This window comes from Prosthecobacter sp. (assembly GCF_044232965.1).
In the GTDB taxonomy this organism is placed as follows: Bacteria; Verrucomicrobiota; Verrucomicrobiia; order Verrucomicrobiales; family Verrucomicrobiaceae; genus Prosthecobacter.
In genome coordinates this window covers 1-4,239 of the sequence record NZ_JBIIKX010000147.1, presented here as the reverse complement: position 1 = coordinate 4,239, position 4,239 = coordinate 1, and the positions used below count along the sequence as shown (strand labels likewise).

Annotated in this window: 4 protein-coding genes and 1 pseudogene; all 5 read right to left on the bottom strand. The window is 59.2% G+C overall.

The annotated features are described in order from the left end of the window. Positions 1-246, bottom strand: a 246-nt coding sequence (locus tag ACILSI_RS26780) for a BatA domain-containing protein (protein WP_395724994.1), incomplete at its 3' end; no start/stop codon positions are given. Beyond that, the gene (locus ACILSI_RS26775) at positions 243-827 is read right to left on the bottom strand and encodes a hypothetical protein (protein WP_395724993.1); all 585 of its coding nucleotides are present in this window, start codon (positions 825-827) and stop codon (positions 243-245) included. The genes ACILSI_RS26780 and ACILSI_RS26775, both read right to left, overlap by 4 nt. Further along, positions 827-1,729: a DUF58 domain-containing protein gene (locus ACILSI_RS26770; protein ID WP_395724992.1), complete on the bottom strand. Its 903-nt coding sequence runs from the start codon at positions 1,727-1,729 to the stop codon at positions 827-829. Before ACILSI_RS26770 ends, ACILSI_RS26775 begins: the two co-directional genes overlap by 1 nt. Positions 1,730-1,815: 86 nt before the next feature. Beyond that, positions 1,816-2,823 carry an AAA family ATPase gene (locus tag ACILSI_RS26765; RefSeq protein WP_395724991.1) on the bottom strand — a complete coding sequence of 336 codons (1,008 nt, stop codon included), beginning with the start codon at positions 2,821-2,823 and terminating at the stop codon, positions 1,816-1,818. A gap of 86 nt (positions 2,824-2,909) precedes the next feature. Beyond that, positions 2,910-4,239, bottom strand: a pseudogene (locus ACILSI_RS26760) (DNA polymerase III subunit alpha); the annotation flags it as partial.

The window sequence follows — 4,239 nt, the reverse complement described above, 5'->3', positions numbered from 1 at the left end:
CAGCAAACCTCCCGCCATCGGCCGCGTGATGACAAACAGGATCGCCGCCACCGCCAGCACGCGAAACGCGAGGATCAAAATCTGCCGCAGCCGCGACAGCCCCTTGTTCATGCGCTGCGCCATGCGCAGAAACATCATCGCCGCCCACTTCACCTGCCGCCGCCGATACAGATGGATCAAATGAATGACCACCGGCAACGCCGCGAGCGGCAGGGCGAGGAGCAGCGCTGGGACGAGGAAGGTCATGGCTTCGAAGCTCCCGTCGCAAAAGGATATTCACTGAGTTTTGCATTCCCTGGGGGCGCAAAAGGATCTTCAGGGAGCACGATTTTTTCTCCCTTTGGTGCTTCTGTCCCAATTCCGAGTTCCTTCGCGAGCTTCTCCAGTTGCGGGTAGTTTGTCTTGCTGTCTTTCGGCTGGTCGGGCCAGCAACGTTTGCCAGCACACATAAAACACACCTCAATCGCTCCGACAGGCTTCTGTTTTGAATAGAACACGAAGACATGATGGGGGAAATAGCAGCCAGCAGGCACACCTTCAAAGCGATCGCTAAATGTAGCGTCTAGCAAGATGCGTGTCTGATCGGCATTCAAAGCAGACTCTCTACGTTTCAGCTTCTCCAAGGCAGCAGAATTTAGAGTCGCACCCAACACAGGACTTGGCCAGACCAACGGGCCGGATGGATTTGTAAACTGATACCCGCGCACTTCGTCATAAGATTTACTCGGCCACGGCTTGCGCACCAAAGAACAGCCAGGCAGCAATGCGGCAAACAACGCTACAAAGAGCAGCCAGTGAGAATTGCAGTTTTGAATTTGGCTCCTCATCACCGGCCTCCTTTCTTCTGAATCCGTGCCAGCAGGAACTTCACGAGCACGTCGTCGTATTTCTCGTGCAGCTTCACGCGGTGGTAGTCGATGGCGGTGGTGCGGACGAGGTCGTCGATGTCGTGCATGTATTGCTTCACGGCCTCGCGGTAGTTGCGGGCGATGAGGCTGGGGTCGGCGAGGATGGCTTCGCCGCCTTCCATGTCGATGAAGCGGGCGGGACGGTCGAAATCGAAGTCGAGTTCCTTCTGATCGAGCAGATGGAAGATGGCGACGTCGTGCTTGCGGAAGCGCAGGTGCTGGATGGCGGACTTCAATTCGGCGGGTGGGACGAAAAGGTCGCTGAAGATGACGACGAGGGCGCGCTGGCGGATCTTTTCAGCGGCGTCGTGCAGCGCGGTGAGCAGCGTGGTGTCGCCGACGGGCTGGAGGCCGGCCATTTGATCGAGCACGACACCGAGATGCGAGGCACCGCGTTTGGCGGGTATTTCGACGGACTTTTCGGCGAGCGAGTGGAGACCGACAGCGTCGCCCTGCTGCGCGGCGATGTAGGCGAGGGTGCCGGCGAGTTTGCGGGCGTAGTCGAAGCGTGTGGCTCCGGCGGGGCCGAAGTTCATGCTGCCGCTGGTGTCGATGAGCAGGCAGAGGCGCAGGTTCGTATCGGCCTCGAATTCCTTGATGTAAAAGCGGTCGCTGCGGCCCCAGGTGCGCCAGTCGAGGCGGCGAGTGTCGTCGCCAGGGACGTATTTGCGGTATTGCGCGAATTCGAGGGATGAACCGCGCACGGGACTGCGATGTTTGCCGGAGACGCTGCCAAGCATGGCCTGACGGGCATTCAGTGGCAGAGCCATCAAACGGCTGAGCACGGCAGGGTCGAGGAAGCTGCGGTCGGAGGCGGGCATGAGTTTTGTTGGCCGAAAAAAACGAAAGAGTTAAAAAGAAGGGGAGTCTGAGGTCCGGGCTTTTTGTCGTTTTTCGTTTCTTTCGGCTATCCTGCCTTGGCGAGTTCCTCCACCAGTCTTCGCGCCACATCCTTGCTGCTTACGCCATCGCTTTCGGCGGTGAAGGTCGTCATCACACGATGCCTCAACACCGGCTCCGCGACTTCCATCACATCCTCAAGTCTCACCATGTAGCTGCCGTTCAGCGCAGCTCTCGCTTTGGCACCGAGTATCAAATACTGCACGGCACGCGGGCCGGCACCCCAGCTCACGAGGGGTTTGAGCCATGCGGGGGCTTCGCTGCTCGCAGGACGCGTCTTTCGCGCGAGATCGACGGCGAATTCATAGATGTGATCCGGCACGGGGACGCGGCGGACGAGGTCTTGGAAGGTCAACACCTTGGCTCCATCCATGATGTGCTCGAGCTTCGGCAAAGTCTGGCCGGTCGTTGTCTTCGCGATGGCGATTTCTTCGTCGCGACTCGGGTAATCGACGCCGATCATGAACATGAAGCGGTCGAGCTGGGCTTCGGGCAGCGGGTAGGTGCCTTCTTGCTCGATGGGATTTTGCGTGGCGAGGACAAAGAACGGGCTGTCGAGCGTGTAGGTGCGGCCGGCGACGGTGACTTTGTGTTCCTGCATGGCCTCAAGCATCGCCGCCTGCGTTTTGGCGGGGGCGCGGTTGATTTCGTCGGCGAGGACGATGTTCGCGAAGACGGGGCCCTTGGCGAACTCGAAGGCGCGTTTGCCGCCGGGGAGTTCCTGCAAAATGTCCGTGCCGGTGATGTCCATGGGCATCAAATCCGGCGTGAACTGGATGCGGCTGAAGCTCAGGCTCATCGTTTCGGCGAGGCGGCTGATGAGCAGCGTCTTGGCGAGGCCGGGAACGCCCATCAGCAGCGCGTGCCCACGGGCGAAGAGGCAGATCGAGAGCTGCTCGACGACCTTGTCCTGGCCAACGATGATTTTTTTCAATTCGTTGCCCAGGCGGCCGTAAACCTGGCGGAGTTCATCAATGGCGGCGACGTCGTCTTGCGGAAGCGGGGTGTTGGACATGCGGATTTTATGTGTGCGCACGAATGGCACCAGAAAAGAGGCGTTCTGACAAGAACGGCGTAAGTAAATTCGCTTTATGCAGCGCTTTACATCCAAACCGTGAGCGCACGGCGGAGATCGGGGCTGGGAGTGACGCGGAAGGACTCGTCGAGCTCCAAACGGGCTTTGTGGCCGTTTTGGGAGATTTCGAGGAAGACGGGCAGGGTGCCGGGATGCTGCAAGAGCACCTCTTGGATGCGCTCAAGGTCGGTTTCGTCGTGCTGCTTGGTGTTGAGCTTGATGACGACCGGTTTGGGCGGCGCGGGTGGTTTCGGCGGCGGCGGGAGCGAAGGGTCGGGATCGCCAGCGTTGCGCGGTTTGGCGGCCTTGGGCTTGAGGGGCTTGGCGTCGTTGCAGGTGCAGCGGTTGCCGTCGGTTTTTTGATCCTTGCTGACACGGATGCGGAAGGCCATCACGGCACCATCAGCGAGCACGTCCTTGAGCTTTTCGTAGTCGTCGCTCCAGCACATCATCTCCTGCACGCCGGTGAAGTCTTCCACCTTGAAGGTGGCGAACGGGCGATTGTCCTTCTTCGAGTAGCGCACCTCAAGCTGGCTCAAAATACCGGCGATGGTGTGGGTGCTGGGCTTTTCTTTAGTGTCGATCTCCTCGATGGCGGCGATCTTGATGAGCTTCACCGAGTCGAAATGGCCGCGATAGCTGTCGAGCGGGTGGCCGCTGACGTAGAAGCCGAGCAGCTCTTTTTCAAAGGCGAGGACTTCATCCGTGGTCCAGACGATGGAGGGCGCTTGAGGCTCGTTTTTCTTCGATTTGGGCTTCGCGAGCTCGAAATCGTCGAACAGGCCGCCCTGGCCGGATTTTTTGTCCTTTTGCATCGAAGCAGCCGATGCGAGCACCTGTTCCAATTTGGCGAACATGACGGCGCGCAGCTCGCCGGTGAAGTCGAAGGCCCCTGATTTCACGAGGGCTTCCATGAGCTTCTTGTTCACGGCACGGTTGTCGAGCCGTGCGGCGAAGTCTTCGAGAGTGGTGAAGGGGCCGTTTTTCTCACGCTCGGCGATGGCGGCCTCCATGGCTCCTTCGCCGACGTTTTTGATGGCACTAAGGCCGTAGCGAATCGCATTCGGCACTGCTTCCTCCGTTTCGAAACGCTCAGGCGCAAACTTCAGCGCCGACTTGTTGATGTCCGGCGGCAGCACCTTGATGCCCATTTCGAAGCACTCGGACACGAAGTTGGCAATCTTGTCGGGATTGCTGATTTCGTAGCTGAGCACTCCCGCCATGAACTCGACGGGGTAGTTCGCCTTCAAGTAGGCGGTGTGATACGTCACGATCCCGTAGGCGGCGGAGTGCGACTTGTTGAAGCCGTATTGCGCGAACTTTTCGAGCAAGTCGAAGACGGCGTTGGCCTGCTTT

Excerpts from the sequence above, each read along its gene's own strand:
- ACILSI_RS26765 (WP_395724991.1), bottom strand. The coding sequence starts at position 2,823 with ATGTCCAACACCCCGCTTCCGCAAGACGACGTCGCCGCCATTGATGAA.
- ACILSI_RS26770 (WP_395724992.1), bottom strand. The coding sequence starts at position 1,729 with ATGCCCGCCTCCGACCGCAGCTTCCTCGACCCTGCCGTGCTCAGCCGT.
- ACILSI_RS26775 (WP_395724993.1), bottom strand. The coding sequence starts at position 827 with ATGAGGAGCCAAATTCAAAACTGCAATTCTCACTGGCTGCTCTTTGTA.